The sequence below is a fragment of the Kosakonia sp. MUSA4 genome, from assembly GCF_013085925.1.
Lineage (GTDB): Bacteria > Pseudomonadota > Gammaproteobacteria > Enterobacterales > Enterobacteriaceae > Kosakonia > Kosakonia sacchari_B.
Genome location: NZ_CP025697.1, coordinates 2,218,495 through 2,241,027, shown reverse-complemented (window position 1 = coordinate 2,241,027; position 22,533 = coordinate 2,218,495). Strand labels below are relative to the sequence as shown.

The 22,533-nt window shown below is 52.1% G+C and carries 22 protein-coding genes and 1 pseudogene; 13 read left to right on the top strand and 10 right to left on the bottom strand.

What is annotated here, in order from left to right; translation table 11 throughout:
• Positions 1-3: 3 nt before the first annotated feature.
• Positions 4-843 (top strand): phosphodiesterase, encoded by an 840-nt coding sequence (locus C0557_RS10705; RefSeq protein WP_208658418.1) that lies wholly within the window; start codon positions 4-6, stop codon positions 841-843.
• 12 nt (positions 844-855) lie between these two features.
• Complete coding sequence (locus C0557_RS10700; RefSeq protein WP_208658417.1) at positions 856-1,533, top strand: HAD family phosphatase; 678 nt, start codon at positions 856-858, stop codon at positions 1,531-1,533.
• Between the two features lie 314 nt (positions 1,534-1,847).
• Here C0557_RS10700 and C0557_RS10695 read toward each other — a convergent pair whose 3' ends face one another.
• From C0557_RS10695 to C0557_RS10675, 5 genes are read right to left on the bottom strand one after another with little or no spacing between them, the layout of a single operon-like run.
• Positions 1,848-2,696, bottom strand: coding sequence for an SDR family oxidoreductase (locus tag C0557_RS10695; RefSeq protein WP_208658416.1), 849 nt, complete (start codon positions 2,694-2,696; stop codon positions 1,848-1,850).
• 45 nt (positions 2,697-2,741) lie between these two features.
• Positions 2,742-3,572: an oxidoreductase gene (locus C0557_RS10690; RefSeq protein WP_208658415.1), complete on the bottom strand. Its 831-nt coding sequence runs from the start codon at positions 3,570-3,572 to the stop codon at positions 2,742-2,744.
• A gap of 25 nt (positions 3,573-3,597) precedes the next feature.
• Positions 3,598-4,632 (bottom strand): patatin-like phospholipase family protein, encoded by a 1,035-nt coding sequence (locus C0557_RS10685; RefSeq protein ID WP_253073807.1) that lies wholly within the window; start codon positions 4,630-4,632, stop codon positions 3,598-3,600.
• Position 4,633: 1 nt separating this feature from the next.
• Positions 4,634-5,308, bottom strand: a complete 675-nt coding sequence (locus tag C0557_RS10680) for an NAD(P)H-binding protein (protein ID WP_208658414.1) — start codon at positions 5,306-5,308, stop codon at positions 4,634-4,636.
• A gap of 11 nt (positions 5,309-5,319) precedes the next feature.
• Positions 5,320-6,327: an AraC family transcriptional regulator gene (locus tag C0557_RS10675; protein WP_208658413.1), complete on the bottom strand. Its 1,008-nt coding sequence runs from the start codon at positions 6,325-6,327 to the stop codon at positions 5,320-5,322.
• Positions 6,328-6,683: 356 nt separating this feature from the next.
• Here C0557_RS10675 and C0557_RS10670 point away from each other — a divergent pair, with 356 nt between their 5' ends.
• The 4 genes and pseudogenes from C0557_RS10670 to C0557_RS10655 all read left to right on the top strand — a co-directional run bounded on the left by C0557_RS10670 (position 6,684) and on the right by C0557_RS10655 (position 9,033).
• A complete protein-coding gene (locus C0557_RS10670; RefSeq protein WP_208658412.1) occupies positions 6,684-7,223 on the top strand; it encodes a GNAT family N-acetyltransferase in 540 nt (179 codons plus the stop codon).
• A gap of 203 nt (positions 7,224-7,426) precedes the next feature.
• On the top strand, positions 7,427-7,927 hold the full coding sequence (locus C0557_RS10665; protein ID WP_208658411.1) for a GrpB family protein: 501 nt from the start codon (positions 7,427-7,429) through the stop codon (positions 7,925-7,927).
• A gap of 254 nt (positions 7,928-8,181) precedes the next feature.
• A pseudogene (locus C0557_RS10660) lies at positions 8,182-8,322 on the top strand (DUF4113 domain-containing protein); the annotation flags it as partial.
• Between the two features lie 165 nt (positions 8,323-8,487).
• On the top strand, positions 8,488-9,033 hold the full coding sequence (locus C0557_RS10655) for a hypothetical protein (protein WP_208658410.1): 546 nt from the start codon (positions 8,488-8,490) through the stop codon (positions 9,031-9,033).
• 60 nt (positions 9,034-9,093) lie between these two features.
• Here the strand turns inward: C0557_RS10655 and smrA are convergent, their stop codons facing one another.
• The gene (gene smrA, locus C0557_RS10650) at positions 9,094-9,657 is read right to left on the bottom strand and encodes a DNA endonuclease SmrA (RefSeq protein WP_208658409.1); all 564 of its coding nucleotides are present in this window, start codon (positions 9,655-9,657) and stop codon (positions 9,094-9,096) included.
• 510 nt (positions 9,658-10,167) lie between these two features.
• Between smrA and ogt the strand changes: the two genes are divergently transcribed.
• From ogt to uspE, 3 genes are all read left to right on the top strand, one after another.
• Positions 10,168-10,683: a methylated-DNA--[protein]-cysteine S-methyltransferase gene (gene ogt / locus C0557_RS10645; RefSeq protein WP_208658408.1), complete on the top strand. Its 516-nt coding sequence runs from the start codon at positions 10,168-10,170 to the stop codon at positions 10,681-10,683.
• A 208-nt stretch (positions 10,684-10,891) separates the two neighbouring features.
• Entirely contained in the window at positions 10,892-11,644 is a 753-nt protein-coding gene (gene fnr / locus C0557_RS10640) for a fumarate/nitrate reduction transcriptional regulator Fnr (protein WP_007374819.1), read from the top strand.
• Between the two features lie 146 nt (positions 11,645-11,790).
• Positions 11,791-12,738 carry a universal stress protein UspE gene (gene uspE, locus C0557_RS10635; RefSeq protein ID WP_074779200.1) on the top strand — a complete coding sequence of 316 codons (948 nt, stop codon included), beginning with the start codon at positions 11,791-11,793 and terminating at the stop codon, positions 12,736-12,738.
• A gap of 77 nt (positions 12,739-12,815) precedes the next feature.
• Here the strand turns inward: uspE and C0557_RS10630 are convergent, their stop codons facing one another.
• From C0557_RS10630 to pntA, 3 genes are all read right to left on the bottom strand, one after another.
• Positions 12,816-13,925, bottom strand: coding sequence for a mechanosensitive ion channel family protein (locus C0557_RS10630; protein WP_208658407.1), 1,110 nt, complete (start codon positions 13,923-13,925; stop codon positions 12,816-12,818).
• 107 nt (positions 13,926-14,032) lie between these two features.
• Complete coding sequence (gene pntB, locus C0557_RS10625) at positions 14,033-15,421, bottom strand: Re/Si-specific NAD(P)(+) transhydrogenase subunit beta (protein WP_208658406.1); 1,389 nt, start codon at positions 15,419-15,421, stop codon at positions 14,033-14,035.
• A gap of 10 nt (positions 15,422-15,431) precedes the next feature.
• Positions 15,432-16,961 carry a Re/Si-specific NAD(P)(+) transhydrogenase subunit alpha gene (gene pntA / locus C0557_RS10620; RefSeq protein WP_208658405.1) on the bottom strand — a complete coding sequence of 510 codons (1,530 nt, stop codon included), beginning with the start codon at positions 16,959-16,961 and terminating at the stop codon, positions 15,432-15,434.
• A gap of 510 nt (positions 16,962-17,471) precedes the next feature.
• Between pntA and ydgH the strand changes: the two genes are divergently transcribed.
• Together ydgH and C0557_RS10610 are read left to right on the top strand one after the other, a co-directional pair.
• The gene (gene ydgH / locus C0557_RS10615; protein ID WP_074779208.1) at positions 17,472-18,416 is read left to right on the top strand and encodes a DUF1471 family protein YdgH; all 945 of its coding nucleotides are present in this window, start codon (positions 17,472-17,474) and stop codon (positions 18,414-18,416) included.
• A gap of 196 nt (positions 18,417-18,612) precedes the next feature.
• Positions 18,613-19,995: an amino acid permease gene (locus tag C0557_RS10610; RefSeq protein ID WP_074779210.1), complete on the top strand. Its 1,383-nt coding sequence runs from the start codon at positions 18,613-18,615 to the stop codon at positions 19,993-19,995.
• Here C0557_RS10610 and C0557_RS10605 read toward each other — a convergent pair.
• Positions 19,992-20,327 (bottom strand): GlpM family protein, encoded by a 336-nt coding sequence (locus tag C0557_RS10605; RefSeq protein WP_074779211.1) that lies wholly within the window; start codon positions 20,325-20,327, stop codon positions 19,992-19,994. The two genes, C0557_RS10610 and C0557_RS10605, sit on opposite strands and share 4 nt — an antisense overlap.
• A 127-nt stretch (positions 20,328-20,454) precedes the next feature.
• On the opposite strand from C0557_RS10605, the gene rstA reads away from it, so the two are divergent.
• Both rstA and rstB read left to right on the top strand, forming a co-directional pair.
• Positions 20,455-21,168 carry a two-component system response regulator RstA gene (rstA, locus tag C0557_RS10600; RefSeq protein WP_074779213.1) on the top strand — a complete coding sequence of 238 codons (714 nt, stop codon included), beginning with the start codon at positions 20,455-20,457 and terminating at the stop codon, positions 21,166-21,168.
• Between the two features lie 21 nt (positions 21,169-21,189).
• Complete coding sequence (rstB, locus tag C0557_RS10595; RefSeq protein ID WP_208658404.1) at positions 21,190-22,485, top strand: two-component system sensor histidine kinase RstB; 1,296 nt, start codon at positions 21,190-21,192, stop codon at positions 22,483-22,485.
• The last annotated feature ends 48 nt before the right edge of the window (positions 22,486-22,533 follow it).

Here is a 22,533-nt window from a genome sequence, read left to right as displayed (position 1 = left end):
AAATTGAAAAAAATAATTCAGTTAAGCGATCTGCACATTGTTCCTGAGGGTGAACGGGTATTTGGATTCGACCCGCTACCCCGTATGCAGGCGGTGCTTAAGGATATCCGCGAAAAACATTCTGACGCAGATCTCTGCATCATAACCGGCGATCTGACTGATAAAGGAGACAGAACGTCATATGAGCTACTCCGGAACAGGCTTGAGGGGTTTCCGGTTCAGCTTTGCCTGATGATGGGCAATCATGACAGGCGCCAGCCATTTTTAGATGTATTTCCTGCCACACAGGTAGATAGCTCCGGCTTTATACAGTATGCACTGGATCTCGGGGGGCATCGTGTCGTCGTTCTGGACAGTCTGGACGAAGAGTGTCCGGGTTCAGGTTTTCTTTGCCCCCAGCGTTTAGTCTGGCTGGATGCCACGCTGGGCGAGGCTCCAGAAACACCAACAATTGTGGCGCTTCACCATCCTCCTTTTGATATTGGCATCGAATATTTCGAATATATGCTGCTTACAAATGGGGATGAATTGAATGATGTGCTTAACAGGCATCCTCAGGTTGTCCATTTAACCTTCGGGCATGTCCACCTGTCTGTTTCTGGCATTAAGTGCGGCCGATCATTCACGGCAGCGAGAGGCACGGCACATCCCATACAGTTCAGACAAACGCAACTGGAAGCCTATTACATTGATCGGCTGCCCTCCTATGAAGTGATCCTGTTTGAGGAAAATACGGTAACTGTGCATCACGTTCAGGTGTGTGCTGGTGAACAATATGTAGCACGTGAAGTGGCTGAAACCGATGGTTCACAAGGCGAAACCGAAATTTACCGCGAAGTCTGAGGGAAGATTCTGATGAAGTTTGGATTACTGATATGTGACTGTGATGGCGTGCTGGTCGACAGTGAATTACTGGCATGCATGGCAGATGCTGAAGAGCTCGCCGACCGGGGTTTTCCTGAATATGACCTGGATGTGATACTCAAGCGTTTCGCTGGCGTGAAAATGGCAGATATGGTGGCGATCATTGAAAATGAAACCGGGCGGGCGGTTGGAGAAGACTATGATGCGATAGTTTCCGCACGTGTCATGGGTGCTATACACCTTCACCTAAAGGCTCTGCCTATGGCAAAGGAAATTCTGAGCGTTTTAGAGATTACAAAATGTGTGGCGTCCAGCAGTGCTCCGGAAAAGCTCTCATTATCGTTAAACATCACTCGTCTTGAGGAAATTTTTGCGCCCCATATCTACAGTACTGAACTGGTCGAAAACGGGAAACCTGCTCCGGATATCTTTCTGTATGCTGCAGAAAAACATAATGTTCGGCCTGAACAATGCTGCGTCATTGAGGACAGCGTGCCAGGCGTGATTGCGGCACGTGCAGCCGGTATGCAGGTTATTGGATTTACGGGCGGCGGACACTGCGGTGAGGGTCATGCAGCACGCCTGCATGACCATGGTGCGGCTACTGTTGTTCATCACTGGTCAGAAGTACCTCAGGCCATCGAACGGCTGTCTCTTGAAAAAGCCTGACATTACTCATCCAGGCGAGTTCAAGGGAAACCATTGCAGCAGTTGATTATACCCTGAACACAAATACGGGAGTAAATCAGCCGACATTACTAACTGATTATTGTGTTTAATACTGGGGGCAGGTCATTTGTTCCACGGTGACTTGTTCATACTCAAATCTCCTACAATATGGGAGATTTGAGTATGGTTGCCTCTTATGAGCGAAAAGCAGAAGTATGTGAAGTTCAGAACCTGCCATGAATCATAGATTCGACAGTTGAAATACAGGTCAGTAAAATGGCTGGTCGCGTATAAGCGATCAGCCATAGAATGCCTCAGGGTGTAATATTTAATTTAACGGATGTTCCCTGAGCTGAGTTTGACAGCCACTCCCATTTTTCCCATTCAGCCAGTCTGGCCGCATAGGCTTTGCGGAGCAAAGGCATACCCTCTGTGCCCAAGAAAATTCGCAATGGTGGTTGTTCCGCATCGACAATGTGAAGTATTGCCTGTGCGGTAGCCTGCGGATCACCAAATTCCAGTTGTGAACCCTGCGCGAAAACCTGCTGTCGTAGTGTGGCATACGCTTCCATACTGTCGGCAATTTTCAGTGATGTCGGACCAGAGAAATCGGTAGCGTAGGCGCCGGGTTCGATGAGGGTGATATTAATCCCGAACCCGGAAACTTCCGTTGCCAGACTTTCATGCAGCGCCTCTACCGCCCATTTTGAGGCATTATAGAAACCCGTCACCGGACCGGCCACGAGACCCGCCACACTGGAGACCCCCAGGATATGACCATGTTTCTGATTACGCAGAACAGGAAGAACGGCCTGGATAACGCGCAGCATACCGAAGAAATTGGTATCAAACTCGGTTTTAACCTCATCCAGACTGGCTTCTTCAATCGCCCCGGCAAGTGCATAGCCGGCATTGTTCAGCACCACATCAAGCTGTCCAAAATGGCTGTGTGCTTTGGTGACCGCATCCGATACCTGTCTGGAATCGGTAACATCCATCTGTAAAGGAAGCACCCTGTCACCATACCGCTCAACAAGTGTTTCCAGGGAGTCTGTATTACGTGCGGTTGCCGCAACCTTATCCCCCCTGGCCAGTGCCGCTTCTGCCCAGATATGACCAAACCCTCTTGCTGCACCAGTGATGAACCAGATTTTCGCTGTCATGACCTTTACCTCATGTGTTTAAAATGTAACTGAGCTATATGCCTGTCAGCGGGTCTGGCTGAGAATAATACGGTCGAATATACGATCGCCCAGCCAGACGCGCATGCGGATGAGCATCTTTGCAAACTTACCGGCCGCATACCGTGTACGCGGGTTACTGCTGTTCACTGCACGGGATACCACTTCCGCAATGACCTCCGGTGAGCTGCCTGTGCCCTGCCCGTACGTTTTTTTTATCGACATGGCCACCATTTTCACCAGATGACCATACGGACCACTGGCCGAACGTTTGACAATGGTGTCACTGGCGGCGTCGCCGAAGCCTGTCTCTATCACGCCCGGTTCAACGATCACCACTTTAATCCCGAACCCGGCGACTTCCAGCCTGAGGCAGTCTGACCAGCCTTCCAGTGCATGTTTGGTTGCGTGGTACCAGGCTCCCAGAATGCTGTACATCTTTCCGCCCATGGAGGTGATATTGACAATATGGCCGGAGCGTCTGGCCCTCATCGCTGGGAGCAGCAACTGCGTCAGCCGCGCGGCACCAAACAGATTGACCTCAAACTGATAGCGGGCTTCGTCAATCCCGATCTCTTCTACCGGGCCGTAGAGGCCAAAACCGGCATTGTTGACCAGGACATCGACACCGCCAGTCTCAGCCAGAATGGTATTTACGCCGGAGACAATCTGCTCATCGACAGAAATATCCATCCGCAGCGCCTGGGCACCAAGACTGACCAGGTCAGCCATTTTTTCAACATTGCGGGCGGCAACGTAAACCTGGTAACCATCCTGAATCAGACGGCGGGCAATGGACTTGCCCATCCCGGACGATGCGCCGGTGACCAGCGCGGTTTTCTTTTCCTGAGTAAACATAGGCACCTCAATGAATGAACAGTGTTCAGTTTGCCTGAATCAGTGCCGGGAATATCTTGCGCTGTGCGCCAGAGTGCTTGCTGAAGGTGCCATTCGGTACAGAAAGCGAGCCTCTTTCAGATAAACGGGAATGCTCTAACACCGACCTGATGAGCGGCAGTTTTTCGACAGTGGCCTGATAGCCCAACTGCCGTGCGGTTTCGCGCCCTTCAGCGTCGTAGATTCCTGCGGGTTTGACTGCCGGGGTGATGAGAACATCTGCAGAGTCAGCTTCTGGTCTGGCGAGCAGACAAGTTTGCGCCTGCGACACGCGTAACAGAACTGAAAACGCTGAGGTAACCGGATACCGCTGTCCATGGCAGTAAATATCGACGGCAATCACCACATCAGCGCCGAGTGCGCGGGCAGCCCGTACCGGGACCAGGGCGCTGACTCCTCCATCCACCAGAGTCAGACCATGGCTCTTAACCGGGAGGAAAACACCCGGTATCGCTGCCGAGGCCCTGAGTCCCTGTCCGGCATCTCCAGCGGTGATAATGTACGGCAACGAAAGATCTAACTCGGTTGCCACTGCTGCGAAACGCACCGGGAAGCGTTCAATCGCTTTTCCCCCGACCAGCTTATCTGCCCAGTTTGCAAGGGCGTCACCCCTGACAAAAGCAGGTCCATGGATATTCAAATCCGCCAGAGACAATACCCGCAGTGTGGTGGCCATCTGCCAGATCTGTTCGGGTGTATTGCCCGCAGCATAAGCAGCGCCGATTATGCTCCCTATTGATGTCCCGACAACCATATCTGGTTTTATACCCGCGTCTTCCAGAGCCTGCAGCACACCGATATGTGCATAACCTCTGAGACCACCTCCTCCGAGAACCAGCGATATTCTGGGACGGGTGGATACTGCAGCAAGGGGGGCCACACCAGGATCCTGAAGATGACCGTCGGTCAGCAGACTGCCTGAAATGCTTTTACTGGCGGAATGATCAGCAGTACCGCAGCCGAAGAGCGAGCAGACCATCAACAGCAGCGACAAACATCGACAGGGTTTTCGTGTTGTCATTTCACCCGGCACCGGTTCCCAGCTCTATCAACTGGTCAGAGGACAGGATCATCATCCCCTTCTTGATAGGGACCGTCTGTGTCAGCGCCCGTGCGACAGCCAAAGCCCTAACGGGCTTATAGGGACCCGGAAGAACGGGAGATAACAGCCTGGCTATCGGTATGGAAATTATTTCACCCAGGCGCACTGGCTGCCCCAGCCCTGAACGGTAGTCAAGCAACAAAGAAGGTCGCGCAATGACCAGCGTGGTTAACGGCAGTGCTCTGAGCGCCTCTTCCAGTTCACCTTTAACGCGGGTGTAAAACATAGACGACTTCACGTTCGCTCCGCCAGCGCTTACCAGTCCTATACGTCTGACCCCGGCCCGTATAGCGGCCTGTGCAACGGCCAGATTAGCGTCAAAATCCACTGCCCGGAACGCCTCTTTACTGCCTGCCACTTTGATTGTTGTCCCCAGTGCAAGGTAGGCTTCATCCGCATGAGGAAGCTGTGGCAGTGATGTGAAATCAACCAGATGGACCTGTAACTTTGGATGGCTGACTTTGAGTGGCTTGCGACTCAGGGCATGAATGCGGATTACTCCCGGATCATTCAGCAGTAGCTGCAGTAATTGTCCACCTGTCAGTCCTGAGGCGCCTGCCAGCAATACAACGCGATTATTTTCGGGGTTTGTCATGATGATCTCTTTTAATTAAAACGCATGGCTTCTCTGACTGTTTCAGGCGTCTGGCCTGTCCAGGCCATAAAAGCACGGTAGAATGAATTCGGATCTTCAAAGCCCAGCAGGAATGCAATTTCGTAGCCGGGCAGGCTGGTATTGCGCAGATAGTGGCGGGCCAGATTTTCGCGGCAGGTATTGATGAGAGCGCGAAAATTCTCTCCCTCATCCTCAAGTCTGCGCTGCAATGTTCGCTTACTCATACCCAGACGCTCTGCAGTTTTCTCGATAGTGGCTTCGTTGCCCGGCAGCAACTCCAGAAGTACCGCACGCACGCGTTCAGAGGTTGAAGCCGTGACATCCAGCTCACTGAGACGACGACGCAGCTCAGGCTCAAATACCTGCCACATCCCTTCATTTACCGTTAAAAAAGGCCTCAGGGCATCAGTGGCGGAAAAGCTGATAGCAGGCTTTTCTCCATGCGAGATGCCGGTACCAAAGAACCGGGTAAAGTGACCAGCCTGTGCACCGGAGGGAAGCTGCGGGAGCAGGACGTTTAATGCCCTGATCGGTTCGCGTGTTGCAAGTCGTGCCAGTTTCAGTAAGAAAGCCAGCTCTGCGACCTGCAAAGATACAGGGATGTCTGTGGCTGACAACCAGCGCGGTGAAACGGTCAGAATACCGTTATGATCAACTGCCGTCTCCAGTACCATTGGAGCAATGAGCTGTTTATATCTTGCCAGTCGCTGTACGGCCTGCATCATATTAGTGCTGCACAATGCGGCGAAAAGCGGTGGATCGAAAACTTCAGCTGAAACCTTTTCAACAAGAGGCAGGGGGAAAGCAGGACTATTCATTCCTGTCTCGATCGCATGCCACAAACGCATGTATTCATCTGTATCAAGGCCGCTTTCGGCCCTGGAGAATGTGTCGTCTGGCAGGTGTGCTTTTCGCAATATGTCTGGTGGTGTAAGCCCGGCGTCTTTGAGTAATGCTCTCCAGCCGATGTTGAGAGAAAAAGTACGGTTACGTGCCATTTTCTGGTTCCTGACGTAAATTATCTACCGGGAAAGAACGGGTATCATATTCTTTTAAACCTCAAATAAGCATTCAAAATACGCCATGGTTGTGGCAAATCGCGCCATCATCTGTACTGTATGTGGGAAGAGAGATTAGGGTAATGTGATAAATGTCCGCTTCTGGCACACTGCTGACAAGCGGCCCGATAATCAAGTCAGTACGCGCGAAAATTGCAGCTAAAACTCCCAACGATGCGGCAAAAATTGATAATATTAAACAAGCAATATATTATTAGCCCCCAACATTTATAGGTCGTTTTATAGAGAGAATTTTATTAAAATAACCGACTTATATTTTGACATAAGGATAAGTTATGATGCTGTTTTCTACAGAACGTACTGATGTGTACTTGCTTGCAACCGACCTTGCTGAATCTTTTCAGGATTATCTACTTAATAACAGATCTCACTTAGCACCCTTTGAACCATTGCGTAATGAAGACTATTTTCAACCAGATAATATAATAGACAGAATAATGAATTCACTAAATGATTACGAGAATAGAAAGTGTTTGAACCTGGTTTTTACTTTAAAAAATGAAAACACAATAATTGGAAGTATAAATTTCACCAACTTCGTATTTGGTGTGTTCGAGGCATGCTATCTAGGATTTTCTCTCGATCATGCTTATCAAGGTAAAGGGCTAATGCATGAAGCCCTCGATAAATCAATCAGCTATGTGCGTGAACAATATGGAATGCATAGGATTATGGCCAATCATCTTCCTGGTAACATTCGCAGTAGTAAGACTCTTGGAAGCTTGGGGTTTGTTAAAGAGGGGTATGCACAATCCTATCTCAAAATAAACGGGGTATGGCAGGATCATGTCCTCAATTCACTTGTTCTACCATAAGAGCTTATTAGTTAACGTTCTCTATAAATATATAACGTTAACTAATAACCAGGATGTTTCAAAAAAACCATCCTTACCGGGTCTGTTACTAATAGCTTCTGATTAGACCTGAAATGTGTAAACAAATTTTGACCTGTTTCTTTTTGGTGCGAATCGCCTCCCCGTTTGTTCATTACTCAGGGGGTAATTAAGGAGAGTATTCATTGGCTCTGACTAGTAAAATCGCCACATATAGTTCTAACTGGCCTGTGATGTTTGCCGCTGAACGAGATAAAATTGCCTTTATTTTTGGTAATCAGCTTATTGCCATTCATCATGTCGGTAGCACCGCTGTGCCCGAACTGGCTGCAAAACCGGAAATTGATTTATTGGTGGAAGTATCTACCCATGCGAGTGATACAGATGTCAATGCTTTGATGTGTGCATGCGGTTATGTTCGAGGTACCGATCTTTCTGAAGGACATCATTTTTATCGTAAAGATGTTAACGGCATAAGGACACATAAAGTACATGTTTGCGAAACTGGACATAAAGACATTGCCAGGATGTTGGCTTTTCGTAACATTCTCCGACAAGATGCAAAGATAAGGGCGCTTTATCAGGCATTAAAATTCAAACTTGAGTTGGAAAATACGGTTGGTATCAAAGAATATTTAGCGCTTAAAGAACCATTTATTGAGGCGATCCTCAATAAGGACAAGTGAGCATTTTCATTAAAATAAAAACCTTCAAATAGCACTAACGTCTTACTGACCTACTCCCCTTTATTTAACAAAGGATGATGTTGGCCACGTCCGCCCTTGGCACGAAGCTGCCTGCTACGCTGTGACTTTACATCAGACATCGACCGACAGCTTAGAGCGCACAGCGGAAATTCGCGATTGTCATAACAACCGGGATCCAGGACTAACATTGGCATCTGATAATCAACCGGGAGCAGGTCAAGGCGCTGATGTAGACCATCGATCGGCTTAATCATTCGGGGCGCGGCACTGTCTGGTTTGCCGGGCAAGGCATTCAAAAAAGTTGGGTCATGAAGCGGGAAATGCTATCGCCAGGTTATACAACACGCTACGTTGATTTACCGATCGCCAAATAAAAAACGCTGCTGATATATTTATACGGCGTTCTTTCACTCTATTTATTTAAGAGTAAAAAGACATAAATATTATTCTTATTAAGCGACAAAAATCATTCTCTTTGTATTATTAAACAGATTTCCCGATCTGAAAAATAATATTCACTACGTAATGGAGCTACTGAGATGAGAGTCGTCGTATTTCAAGGACAATATGGTATTTTTAAACGCGAAGGTTTAGACCTTTCCATGCCGGCGGTACAAAGTTGTCTGGGATTGTATGCCTTATCCGATCAGCATGATTACCTGCTATGTGCGCATTTTGATACGGATCTGGCGCTGCAACAGAACCTGGAAAATATTCAGTGCGCGCTGGAGCGGAAAGGGATCGGGATGAAAAGCCTGCACGGTGTGATTTTTGGCGGCGACGGAAAGCAGAGCTACCTGCGCTGTTCTTCACCCAGTAGCGATATTGGCAATGCTATCGTTAATTTTATAAAAGCCCGGGGCGGCACCGCTGAATATTCAGCCCAGTATTATTCTGGCGTTATTCTCCAAACATTTAACTTTTACTACAAACGGCGTTACGGGATCACTGAAGGTCGAAATGCCAGAGATTTTATGGGCGGTCATCAGCAGGCCGAGAATATCGCCAGACAGCGGATAAAACTCAGACCGTCGGAGTATTCGCCAGCGCAGGCAAAAATGACGGATATTAGTCACTTATATTAAACAGCGGGTTCCATGCAGAAACCCGCCAGCGAAAGGCAACACGAAAAGCACGCCAGACCCTCAGCGGCTACGTTTGGCGTGGCGCTCCCAGTTATCCTGTTTTGCCTGCTCCGACTTACGCAACGCCACATAGCAGGCGCCGTTGCCACCGTGATGCGGCAGCGCCGCGCAAAAGGCCTGAACGTCATCAAACTCGGTCAGCCAGCGCGCCAGATAACTGCGCACAATATTCGGATGCGAGCCCTCTTCCCGCCCTTTGCCATGAATAATGAGCACATTACGCAAACCACCAAGCCGCGCCTGGTGCATAAAACGGAACAGCATCTGACGGCATTGCTCAACCGGCTGGCGTAGCAGATTAAGGCTTGCCTGCTGGCTGTATTTCCCCTGCCGCAGCTTATCCAGCACGCCGTTCTGCAACCCTTCGCGTTTAAACTCCAGTGGCGTACCGAGAGGGATAATGTCAAGAAAACCGGTGGTGAGAAAATTATCGAGCTGCAGGGTGTCGATACGCTGCGGCGCGCGAGGATTAAGTGTTCGCTGCCAGTGTACATCTGCACAGCGCTTCAGGGGCTGAACGTCCTCCATGGCGTCAAGAAAAAGCGATTTGTCGTCAGGGTTCATCAGGCAGTCCTCCATCAACTTCTGCTTATGTACTATAACGGGCGTGCAGCGCCCTCACAATGGCCCGCGAGGATTTACCTTAAGTCTGACAAATAGCTAATTGCAGCAAATAACCATAATAAATTCGAGTGTATAAATTGAACTTAACGCAAATTATTATCAGGCTGGCGACCTGAATTTTAGTTAAATTAACGTGAAACCAATCACCATTTCATACTGGAAATATTTATAAGCATCGCTATAACTATATTTACCGCACACGGAGGATACTGCAGGAAATAACGAAAGGAAGCGTCATTGTGTGTACTGTAGAGCCTGACGGATGTCGGCAGGCTCTATTTTTTTATCATCGAAAATAGATAATATATGATCTATTAGATAACAAAATATTGTCTCTTTATTATTCTGATTCTCGCCTTGACATAGTGGAATAAACGTACTTTCGGGGTATGGTGGCACTGCAAGTCGTCTGCTAGGATTGGCAAACTTTGCCGCGGATAAGGACGCCAGATGTTAACGTTACTTGAGGACAAAATATCCACCCCGCTTGGCCCGCTATGGATAGTGTGCGACGAAAATTTTCATCTGCGCGCCGTGGAGTGGGAAGAGCACAGCGATCGCATGAATAAGCTACTGGATATTCATTATCGCAGTGAAGGTTATCAACGCATTGCCGCCACGGATCCTGGCGGGTTGAGCCAGAAACTTCAGGACTACTTTGACGGCGATCTGGCTGTTATCGACACCCTCCCCACAGCGACCGCCGGTACCCCCTTTCAGCGTGAGGTATGGCAAGCGCTGCGCACCATCCCGTGCGGCCAGGTGGTACATTATGGCCAGTTGGCAAAAACGCTGGGGCGCGCAACGGCGGCGCGGGCGGTGGGAGCCGCCAATGGTTCAAACCCGGTCAGTATTGTCGTACCCTGTCACCGCGTCATCGGCAGCAATGGCACCCTGACCGGCTATGTGGGCGGCGTACAGCGCAAAGAGTGGCTGTTACGCCATGAAGGCTACCTGCTATTGTGAGAAAAAGCGTCTAAAAAGGCTTCTTATCAGAAAGTGTTGCGATAAAAACCTTAGCGAAGTGAAGGAATTTCAACGAGATGATGTAGATTCATCTCATTGCTGCTCGCCCGCCTGTTTTAATAATCGTGAATTGACGTTTTACCAGACTTACGTGCCCAAGAAAAAGATGTTAAAATTGACAAATATCAATTACGGCTTGAGCAGACCTATGATCCCGGAAAAGCGAATTATACGACGCATTCAGTCAGGCGGATGTGCAATCCATTGCCAGGATTGCAGCATTAGCCAGCTTTGTATCCCTTTTACTCTCAATGAGCACGAGCTGGATCAGCTCGACAACATTATTGAGCGTAAAAAGCCCATCCAGAAAGGTCAGACGCTGTTTAAAGCAGGGGATGAACTGAAATCGCTGTACGCTATTCGTTCCGGTACGATTAAGAGCTACACCATTACCGAACAGGGCGACGAGCAGATCACCGGGTTCCATCTGGCGGGCGATCTGGTCGGCTTCGACGCGATTGGTACCGCTCATCATCCCAGCTTTGCACAGGCGCTGGAAACCTCGATGGTCTGTGAAATCCCGTTTGAGACGCTGGACGATCTCTCCGGCAAAATGCCGAACCTGCGTCAGCAGATGATGCGTCTGATGAGCGGCGAGATCAAAGGCGATCAGGATATGATCCTGCTGCTGTCGAAGAAAAATGCCGAAGAGCGTCTGGCGGCGTTTATCTACAATCTCTCGCGTCGTTTTGCCCAGCGTGGCTTCTCACCGCGCGAATTCCGTCTGACCATGACCCGTGGCGATATTGGTAACTATCTCGGGCTGACGGTAGAAACCATTAGCCGTCTGCTCGGTCGTTTCCAGAAGAGCGGAATGCTGGCGGTGAAAGGTAAATATATCACCATTGAAAACAGCGATATGCTGGCGCAACTGGCTGGCCACACGCGCAACGTCGCCTGAGTTTTTTCTCCTGCCTTCAGACCTTTTGCCGGACTGTGTAATTTTCGTGATTTATTGATCTGGCAAAAGGTTTTCCCTGTTTCATTCAGTACTTATAGGTTATCTTTTATTTACAGACTGTGGTGACAGATGTAAGGAGACCCTGTATGGCTAAGTATCAAAACATGTTGGTCGCCATTGACCCTAACCAGGACGATCAGCCAGCATTACGGCGTGCTGTGTATTTGCATCAACGGATTGGTGGCCGCATTAAAGCCTTTTTGCCAATCTATGATTTCTCTTACGAAATGACCACCCTTCTGTCCCCCGATGAACGCACCGCTATGCGGCAAGGCGTTATCAGCCAGCGTACCGCGTGGATCCGCGAGCAGGCGAAATTCTACATCGATGCGGGCGTGCCGATTGAGATCAAAGTGGTCTGGCATAATCGCCCCTTCGAAGCCATCATCCAGGAAGTGATTTCCGGCGGTCATGATTTATTGCTGAAAATGACCCACCAGCACGATCGACTGGAATCGGTGATTTTCACCCCAACTGACTGGCATCTGTTGCGCAAATGCCCTTGCCCGGTATGGATGGTCAAAGATCAGCCCTGGCCGGAAGGCGGTCGCGCCGTGGTGGCGGTCAATCTCGCCAGTGAAGAGCTATACCACAATTCGCTGAACGAAAAGCTGGTCAAGGAGACGTTGCAGTTGGCCGAACAGGTCAACCATACCGAAGTGCATCTTGTCGGCGCTTATCCTGTTACGCCAATCAATATCGCTATCGAACTGCCGGAATTTGATCCCAGCGTGTACAACGACGCTATTCGTGGTCAGCATCTGCTGGCAATGAAAGCGCTGCGGCAGAAATTCGGCATTGATGAGAAACTGACCCATGTAGAGAAAGGGTTACCGGAAGAGGTGATCCCGGATCTGGCAGAGCACTTACAGGCCGGGATTGTGGTGCTGGGTACCGTCGGGCGCACCGGGATTTCTGCGGCATTCCTCGGTAATACGGCCGAACAGGTAATCGATCATCTGCGCTGCGATCTGTTGGTTATCAAACCGGATGAATACCAAAGCCCGATCGAACTGGACGAAGAAGACGATTAAATAAAAACCCGCAATGAAGTGAACCCCATTTGTTGATGTATCCAACGTTCGGGGTTCACTTCAGCAAGGCGGCTTTTTTATACTGCCGGTTCACCGCGCTGCTCAGCCGCCGTGTTTTCTACCGCCAGCCCACCTTTGACCACCACGCACGGCAGCGCCAGCGCGATCCCCTCTTCTGCCAGCTTTTCCATAATGCGGATATTGATTTCCTGCTGAATATCCATGTATTTGTTGTAATCCGCCGTGTTGACGATATGCACGACTTCAACATTCAGCCGATCGGCAGCGAATCCCTGAAAATGCGCGCGGTCAAACTTCGTTTCACCCACATCGGTAATGATGGCCCGCACCATTTCACTCACTTTCCGCAGTTTGTCCGGCGGCGTACTGACGGCCAGACCGAAGGTGAAAACGATACGCCGCGTCTGCATGCGCTTATAATTATGCAGCGTTTGTTGCAGCAGAATCGCATTGCCGCAGACGATTTGCTCGCCGCTCAGGCTGCGAATACGCGTGGTTTTAAGACCAATATGCTCAATGGTGCCGGCAACATCGTTAAACACCACGAAATCGCCAATTTCGAAGGGTTTATCGAAGCCAATGGAGAGCGAGGCAAAGACATCGCTGAGGATGGTCTGCACAGCAAGCGCAATCGCAATACCGCCAACACCGAGGCTGGCAACCAGCGCGGTGATATTGACGCCCGCGTTCGCCAGAATCGACAACAGCATGATGGTCCACAGCATCATGCGCAGCAACAGACCGGCAATCACCATCGTTACCGGATTTCGGCTTGCACCAGGCGTATACATCAAATGGCGCATCCACGACACCACGCCCTGATCAAGCCAGATGGCCATCTGAATCGCCAGCACTAAAAACCAGGCGTGTCCGAGGGTGTTAAACAGACGGTCGGGAAGATCGATAAAACGCAGGCTGAAGAGTAATGCAGCAATAAAGAGCAGAAATTGGCTGGTACGGCTGAGCATGTCGATCAGCACATGCTGCATTTTGCCGACGCCGCGCTGTTTTTCGCTCCAGTTATGCGCCCCTTTCATCACCATCTTCAGTAAGCGCGTAAACAGCCAGTAGACCACCAGCGTGACCACCACCACTGTCGCCAGGCCCGCCCAGAATGCGGGCGACATCAATAAGGATATAAAGTCAAAATGAGGCAAAAACGTCATCCTTCCTCCACATAAGAACATGAAGAAAGAAGTATAGTCGCTCTGCTCATGCCGGTTACGGGCAAAAAAATACCGCTCCGAAGAGCGGTATATATATGCGGTGTAACTTACAGCGCTTTGAGGATAGCATCGACGCTGGCTTTGGCATCGCCAAACAGCATCTGCGTATTCTCTTTAAAGAACAGTGGGTTCTGTACGCCAGCATAGCCGGTGTTCATCGAACGTTTGAAGACAATCACGTTCTGCGCTTTCCACACTTCCAGCACCGGCATTCCGGCGATGGGGCTCTTCGGATCGTCCTGCGCCGCCGGGTTAACGGTATCGTTCGCGCCAATCACCAGCACCGTGTCGGTATCGGCGAAATCATCGTTGATCTCATCCATTTCCAGCACAATGTCGTATGGCACTTTCGCTTCCGCCAGCAGCACGTTCATATGGCCCGGCAGACGCCCGGCGACCGGGTGAATACCAAAGCGCACTTTCACGCCGCGCGCACGCAGTTTTTCGGTGATTTCTGCCACCGGATACTGCGCCTGCGCCACCGCCATACCATAGCCCGGGGTAATGATCACCGAGTGTGAATTTTTCAGCAGCTCGGCCGTCTCTTCCGCGTTGATTTCGCGGTGCTCGCCCACTTCTTCATCGCCGCCGGATGAAGAACCGTCGGTACCAAAACCACCGGCAATCACGCTGATAAAGGAGCGGTTCATCGCTTTACACATAATGTAAGAGAGGATCGCACCCGACGAACCGACCAGCGCGCCGGTTACGATCAGCAAATCGTTGCTGAGCATAAAGCCCGCCGCCGCCGCCGCCCAACCGGAGTAGGAGTTCAGCATGGAAACCACCACCGGCATATCCGCGCCGCCGATGGACGCCACCAGATGCCAGCCGAACACCAGCGCGATGATAGTCATCAGCAGCAGTGCCAGAACTTGCAGGCCGACGCTGTCGGCACGCACAAACACCAGCAGCAGAACAAAAGAGACAACCAGCGCCGCAAGGTTCATTTTGTGACGATGCGGCAGCATCAGCGGTTTAGAAGAGATCTTGCCGCGCAGCTTGCCGAACGCCACGATGGAGCCAGTAAACGTCACCGCACCAATAAAGATGCCGAGGAACACTTCGGTCAGGTGAATATTCACCAGCACCGGCTCCAGGCCCGTATCGTGGTACAGGTAGCTGTTAAAGCCGACCAGCACCGCCGCCAGACCAACGAAGCTGTGCAGCACCGCGACCAGCTCCGGCATCTCGGTCATTTCAACTTTCTTCGCCAGGCGAATACCGATCGCGCCGCCGATGATCATGGCCACCAGAATCCAGGCAACGTTGCCGGTATCCGGGCCAAAGATGGTGGCGATCAGTGCAATTGCCATCCCGGCGATACCGAAATTATTGCCCTGCTGGGAGGTTTCATGCTTAGAAAGCCCCGCCAGGCTGAAAATAAACAGGATCGCGGCAACAATGTATGCAGCAGTAACTAATCCTCCAGACATTTGTTACCCCTTAGTTCTTCCGGAACATTTTCAGCATGCGCTGAGTGACGGTGAAACCACCAAAAATATTAATGCTGGCAATCAGTACCGCAATAAAGCTTAAGAAGCTGACCCAGCCGCCATGGCCGATCTGCAACAGCGCGCCGACGACGATAATGCCGGAAATCGCGTTGGTTACCGACATAAGCGGCGTATGCAGCGCGTGCGACACGTTCCACACCACGTAGTAACCCACCACGCACGAGAGCGCGAAGACGGTAAAGTGGCCGAGGAACTCTTTCGGCGCGACATCCGCCAGCCAGCCAAACAGAATGATCGCCAGCGCCATCAGCGCATATTTACGCCACGGCGAGACCGGTTTGGCTTCTTCTTTCGCCGCTGGGGCCGCTTTCGGAGCAGCCTGCGGCTGCACGGAAACCTGAATCGGCGGGGCCGGCCAGGTGATTTCGCCGTCGCGAACTACGGTGACACCGCGCACCACGACATCATCAAAGTTGACCACGACGTTGCCGTCTTTTTCCACGCACAGCAGTTTCAGCAGGTTCACCAGGTTGGTGCCGTAAAGCTGGGAGGACTGCGTCGGCAAGCGCCCAGGCAGATCGGTATAACCAATCACTTTTACGCCGTTGGCCGTGGTGCTGATTTCATTCGGCACGGTGTATTCGCAGTTACCGCCGTTTTGCGCCGCCAGATCGACAATCACGCTGCCCGGCTTCATGGAATCGACCATTTCGCGGGTGATCAGCTTCGGTGCCGGTTTACCGGGGATAAGCGCGGTAGTGACGATGATATCGACGTCTTTCGCCTGCGCGGCAAACAGTGCCATCTCCGCCTTGATAAAGGCTTCGGACATCACTTTTGCGTAGCCGTCGCCGCTGCCCGCTTCCTCTTCGAAATCGAGCTCAAGGAATTCGGCGCCCATACTTTGCACCTGCTCCTTCACTTCCGGTCGGGTGTCGAACGCACGGACAATCGCACCAAGGCTGTTGGCAGCGCCGATGGCGGCCAGACCGGCCACGCCCGCGCCGATAACCATCACTTTTGCCGGCGGAACTTTCCCTGCCGCAGTGATCTGCCCGGTAAAGAAGCGCCCAAACTCATGCGCAGCTTCAACAATGGCACGGTAACCCGCAATATTCGCCATTGAGCTGAGCGCATCCAGCGACTGCGCGCGCGAAATACGCGGCACGGAATCCATCGCCATTACGGTCACGTTACGCGCCGCCAGCTTCTCCATCAGCGCAGGGTTCTGCGCAGGCCAGATAAAGCTGACCAGCGTCGTGCCAGGATTGAGCAGCGCGATCTCTTCGTCGTCCGGCGCGTTCACTTTCAGGATCACGTCGGAATGCCAGACGTTGCTGCTATCGACTATCGTTGCCCCTGCCAGAGTAAACGCATCGTCATCAAAACTTGCCAGCTTGCCCGCGCCGCTTTCAACCGCAACGCTGAAACCCAATTTAAGCAATTGCTCGACCGTTTTCGGTGTCGCCGCAACGCGGGTTTCATTGGCCAACCGTTCTTTAGGTACACCAATACGCATAGTTTTCCCTTCCATCGGATTTAGATGATGGTTTGTCAGTCGTCCCGAAGGCGTTTTACCTCTGTTTTCACAACAGCCCCGGAAAATAAAACAGTAACAAACTTTCTATAACCTACTGAAAATAACGCCTGTGATCCACAGCCGAAAAAAAGAAATTGTGCATTTATCCGCGAATATGAATGGTAGAGGGATTCTGGCAGGGTTATTTTCCTTAAATTCGCTATAACAGGCCGATATTCCGCTCAAGCGAAGCGGCAAAACACGATTAATCTCCAGCGAAGAGTCGCCATTTAACAATGTATTAACGTTAAAAGTTGTATGCTATATCGCTTTTGCTGGTCAAGCGTCTGTTTTTTCAACATATCACTAAAGGTTATCGTTATTTGCCTCCTCACCGCACAGTCAGTGAAAAATGACGCAGACAGTAGCGCTGTTTAAATGCAATAATCACCGACGTTTTCCCAACAACAACACCAGTTTATGGTTTGCGCAAGGCGAAGGACTATTTTTATGAAGCTTAAGTACACCCTCCTGGCGTCAGCTCTTTTATCTGCCACAGTGATGACAGCGAACGCGGCCACGGAGTTAACACCGGAGCAGGCAGCAGCAGTAAAACCTTACGATCGCGTCGTCATTACCGGTCGCTTTAATGCCATTGGCGATGCCGTCGATGCGGCATCCAAACGCGCAGATAAAGAAGGCGCAGCGGCATTTTATGTTGTAGATACCTCTGATGCGGGCAACAGCGGCAACCAACGCGTCACCGCCGATCTCTATAAAGCCGACGCACCAAAAGCAGAACGTCCGGCCTTCCGCGTAATCAACGGCGTAACAGAATTACCGAAAGATGTCGCCATCGCGCTTGAGCCGTACGATACCGTCACCGTTCAGGGCTTCTACCGCACGCAGCCTGAAGTTAACGACGCCATCACCAAAGCCGCCAGCGCAAAAGGCGCCGCGTCTTTCTATATTGTTCGCCAGGTCGATGCGAACCAGGGCGGCAACCAGATGATCACCGCTTTCATCTATAAAGCTGACGCCAAAAAACGTGTTATCCAGAGCGCCGATGCTATTCCACGTAATTCCGAGGCGGGCCGCGCTGCGCTGGCCAAAGGCGGTGAAGAAGCGAAGAAAGTGGAAATCCCGGGCGTTGCCAGCGATGCAACTCCAGGCGTGGGTGTTGGCCGTTTCTTCGAAACGCAATCCACATCCGGCGGGCGTTACAGCGTCACGCTGCCAGACGGTACCAAAGTCGAAGAGCTGAACAAAATCACGGCTGCGCAGATGGTACCGTTCGACAGCGTCAAGTTTACCGGCAACTACGGCAACATGACGGAAATCTCCTATCAGGTTGCTAAACGCGCCGCGCAGAAAGGCGCGAAGTATTACCACATCACGCGCCAGTGGTCAGAAAGCGGCAACAACATGACCATCAGCGCCGATCTCTACAAGTAAGCGTATTCCTGAATCAGGCGGCTACGGCCGCCTTTTTTTTCGCTTTTTTTCCCGCTTTTTCGCAAAATTGTCATCGACAGCATTGCATGCCCTCACGACACTCCGTAAAATCCCGCGCCTCAGTGATATCCACCATATTTATGCGCCACGGCAAAATAATTATTCTGGATTAGCCGTATTTGTTGACAGGATAACGATGGAAAAAAAACTAGGCCTTAGCGCTTTAACTGCGCTGGTTTTGAGCTCCATGCTCGGCGCTGGCGTATTTAGCCTGCCGCAGAATATGGCGGAAGTTGCCAGTCCGGCGGCGTTGATCATCGGCTGGGTGATCACCGGCGCGGGAATACTGCTGCTCGCCTTTGCGATGCTGATTTTGACCCGTATCCGCCCGGATCTGGATGGCGGTATTTTTACTTACGCCCGTGAAGGGTTCGGCGAGCTGATCGGCTTCTGCTCGGCCTGGGGATACTGGCTGTGTGCGGTTATTGCTAACGTCTCTTATCTGGTGATTGTCTTTTCCGCGCTGAGTTTCTTTACCGATACTCCCGCGTTGCGTCTGTTTGGCGATGGCAATACCTGGCAATCGATCGTCGGTGCATCAGCATTGCTGTGGATTGTTCACGCGCTGGTCCTGCGTGGCGTGCAGACGGCGGCAAGCATTAATCTCGCTGCCACGCTGGCGAAACTGGTGCCGCTTGGATTGTTTGTCGTGCTGGCGGCGCTGGCATTTAACCTCGACAAATTCCGTCTGGACTTCAGCGGCATCGCGCTCGGTGTTCCCGTCTGGGAACAGGTGAAAAACACCATGCTGATCACGCTGTGGGTGTTTATCGGTGTGGAAGGCGCCGTGGTCGTGTCAGCCAGAGCGCGGAATAAACAGGATGTCGGTCGCGCCACTCTGCTGGCGGTGCTGGCGGCGCTTACGGTCTATCTGCTGGTCACCCTGCTTTCGCTCGGTGTGGTTCCACGTCCGGAACTGGCAGCAATGCGCAACCCGTCAATGGCCGGGCTGATGGTCAAGCTGCTCGGTAGCTGGGGTGAAGTGGTGATTGCCGCCGGATTGATTATCTCCGTGTGCGGCGCGTATCTGAGCTGGACCATTATGGCCGCCGAAGTTCCGCTGCTGGCGGCGACACACAAAGCCTTCCCGCGCATTTTTGCGCACCAGAATAAAAACAGCGCGCCAGCCGCCTCGCTGTGGCTGACCAACAGCAGCGTGCAGGTCTGCCTGGTGCTGATCTGGCTTACCGGCTCGGATTACAACACGCTGCTGACCATCGCCTCAGAGATGATTCTGGTGCCCTACTTCCTCGTCGGCGCCTTCCTGCTGAAAATGGCCCGCCGCCCGCTGCATCAGGCGGTCGCCATTGGCGCCTGCCTGTACGGGCTGTGGTTGCTGTACGCCTCCGGGCCGATGCACCTGCTGCTCTCTGTGGTGCTTTACGCGCCGGGCCTGCTGGTCTTTATGTATGCCCGTCGCACGCACGAAATGACCGACGCGCTGAAACAGCGGGAAAAAGCGCTGATCGGCCTGCTGCTGCTTGCCGCTGTTCCGGCAACCTGGATGCTGGTGCGTTAATGGGTGCGGCTCCAGATAAAAATTAACAGCCAGGCGCTGAGGCACCAGCACAATACTGCGCAGCCCAGCGCCGGCCAGACGCGCATCATCCCGGTGAAATACCACAGCGACAGCAGATAGACAAAATAGGGAATGATCGCCCACATACCGAACACGATGGTGGTGCGCAACGCTTCCACGCCGCGTTCGGTCGCGACGATATAGTGGGCGATCAACGCAAAGGTCGGGAACAGTGGGATCAACCCGGCAATATAGTAATTTTTTGTTTTTGCTAATACGCCGATCAACAGCACCACCAACGCGCCAAGCGCGGCTTTAAAAAACAACCCCATAATTTTCCCTTTAATACTTTAACAACAACGACCTACAGCATAGCTGAGCGCATAGCTTGCAGAAAAGAGTAATGGCAGCTTACCGCAAGGCGGTGTATGTTTACGTTTTTATCGATAACACTGGCATATGAATAAGATCGTTTTTGTGGAAGACGACCCGGAAGTCGGCGCACTGATTGCGGCTTATCTGGGCAAACACGATATGGATGTCATTGTCGAGCCCCGCGGCGATCGCGCCGAAGAGGTGATCGCCCGTGAAAAACCGGAGTTGGTGCTGCTGGATATTATGCTGCCGGGTAAAGACGGTATGACGCTGTGCCGCGACCTGCGAAGCCAGTGGAACGGCCCGATTGTGCTGCTCACCTCGCTCGACAGTGATATGAACCATATTCTGTCGCTGGAGATGGGCGCGAACGACTACATCCTCAAAACCACGCCACCGGCGGTGCTGCTGGCCCGTCTGCGGTTGCATTTGCGACAGCGCACTGGCGTCGCGGCGGAACCCGCCCCGTCGCTGAAGCAGCATAAAGCCATCAGCTTCGGTACGTTGTCGATCGATCCGGTTAACCGCCAGGTGCTGCTGGCCGGCGAGCAGGTTTCGCTCTCGACGGCGGATTTCGAGCTGCTGTGGGAACTGGCAACCCACGCCGGACAGATCATGGACCGCGATGCGCTGTTGAAAAACCTGCGCGGCGTCAGCTATGACGGCATGGATCGCAGCGTCGATGTGGCGATCTCCCGCCTGCGGAAAAAGCTGCTCGACAGCGCCACCGAACCTTATCGCATCAAAACCGTCCGTAACAAAGGCTACCTGTTCGCGCCACACGCGTGGGACAACTGAAGCCCTTAACCAGGTGTCACGATGAAAAAACTGTTCGTCCAGTTTTACCTTTTGCTGTTCGTCTGTTTTCTGGTCATGACGATGCTGGTGGGTCTGGTTTATAAATTTACCGCCGAGCGCGCGGGACGTCAGTCGCTGGACGACCTGATGAAAAGCTCCCTCTATTTAATGCGCAGCGAACTGCGCGAGATCCCGCCGCATCAATGGGCCAAGACGCTGAAAGAGCTGGATCTGAATTTGTCGTTCAATCTGCGCATTGAACCGATGAATAAATTCACCCTTGAGGAACCCGCCGCGCAACGGCTGCGCGAAGGCGATATTGTGGCGCTGGATTCTGAATACACCTTTATCCAGCGCATTCCGCGTAGCCATTACGTGCTGGCTGTCGGACCGGTACCCTATCTCTTTTTCCTGCACGAGACGCGGCTGCTGGATATGTCGCTGATGGCGCTGATTGCCATCTCTCTCGCCTTTCCGGTGTTTATCTGGATGCGCCCGCACTGGCAGGAGATGCTGCGGCTGGAATCTGCCGCGCAGCGTTTTGGTGAGGGCCATCTTGAGGAACGTATTCATTTCGACAGTAATTCCAGCTTTGAGCGGCTCGGCATTGCCTTTAACCAGATGGCCGATAACATCAATGCGCTGATCGCCAGTAAAAAACAGTTGATTGATGGTATCGCCCACGAGCTGCGCACGCCGCTGGTCAGGCTGCGTTACCGGCTGGAGATGAGCGATAATCTGAGTGAAACCGAGCGCGCGGCGCTGAACCGTGATATCGGGCAACTGGAAGCATTAATTGAAGAACTACTGACTTATGCCCGGCTCGATCGCCCGCAAACCGAGCTGAAACTCACTTCCCCGGATCTGCCCGCCTGGTTTCACAGCTATATGGATGATGCCCGCAGCATGAACCCGCAACACACATTGTTGCTGACCGCCACGCCGGGCGAAGAGTATGGCGCGCTCGATATGCGCCTGATGGAGCGCGTGCTGGATAACCTGGTAAACAATGCGCTGCGTTACAGCCAGCAAACCGTGAGGGTTACCTTACAGCGCCAGGGCTCGCAGGCCAGCATGACCGTGGAAGATGATGGTCCCGGTATTGCGCCCGAAGAGCGTCAGCGCGTGTTCGAGCCTTTTGTCCGCCTCGATCCCAGCCGCGATCGCGCCACCGGCGGCTGCGGCCTGGGGCTGGCCATTGTGCATTCGATAGCCCTGGCGTTCGGCGGCGAAGTCAACTGCTCGCAAAGCGAGTTGGGCGGCGCGCAATTTACCTTTAGCTGGCCCATCTACCACCACATTTCACTGCCCTCCTGAACTGCAGCGGCACAGTAGCCGGATGCGGGCACCTGTGCTATAAATTAA